Source organism: Anaerococcus groningensis, assembly GCF_046365465.1.
Taxonomy (GTDB): Bacteria; Bacillota; Clostridia; order Tissierellales; family Peptoniphilaceae; genus Anaerococcus; species Anaerococcus groningensis.
This window is the reverse complement of record NZ_JBGMEG010000025.1, coordinates 1-718: the sequence shown is the minus strand read 5'-3', so window position 1 is coordinate 718 and position 718 is coordinate 1. Positions and strand designations below refer to the sequence as shown.

Below are 718 nucleotides of genomic sequence, written 5' to 3'. Positions count from 1 at the left end.
AAGACTACTCAAACTTTAGAAAAGAAGAAGAAGCAAAGGTAGAAAAAGAAGCCATAGATAAAGGATTGCTAGAAGAAGCAGAAGTTCAAACTAAAAAAGCTGTTAAAGAATTACTAAATATAAATCCTATCATTAATGATGAATATACATTAAATGTAAAATAGAAAAATTACCAAGAGCTACTTTAAAAGTAGCTCTTTTTTAAGTCTAAATTTTAGTTTATTTGTAACTGAAATTATTATAAAAAATGTATTTTTCTTTTTCAAATTTAATGTGTTATAATAACTTTGACAATTAATTTATATAAGGAGGATGTATGAATAAATTAAAGTCAGTAGCTTTAATTGCTGCGATGACATTCATGTTTGCTGGATGTGGTCAAAATAATGATACTAATAATCAAGCAGAAGATAACACTGCTAATAATCAAGTATCAGATAGTGTTAACACAGCTGATGAAGCTGAAAAAAAGGATGATAGTAACTTAGAGGAAGCACCTAACACAGACGAAAATAAAGGTGAAGAATCTACTGGTCAGAAAGGTGGTATCTTTGTTTTAGGAATCGGTTCTGATCCATCTATAGTAAATCCATTATATGCTAATGATAGAGTTTCTTTAACAATCACTCATGCACTTTTTGATAATATTTATAATGTGAAAAAAGGTGAAGTAATATACGATGGTCTTGCAGACTCAATGGAAATATCAGATGATAAC

Annotated in this window: 1 pseudogene; it reads left to right on the top strand. The window is 28.4% G+C overall.

The window, feature by feature from the left end:
* Nucleotides 1–316 precede the first annotated feature (316 nt).
* Nucleotides 317–718, top strand: a pseudogene (locus tag AB9Q04_RS08070) (hypothetical protein); the annotation flags it as partial.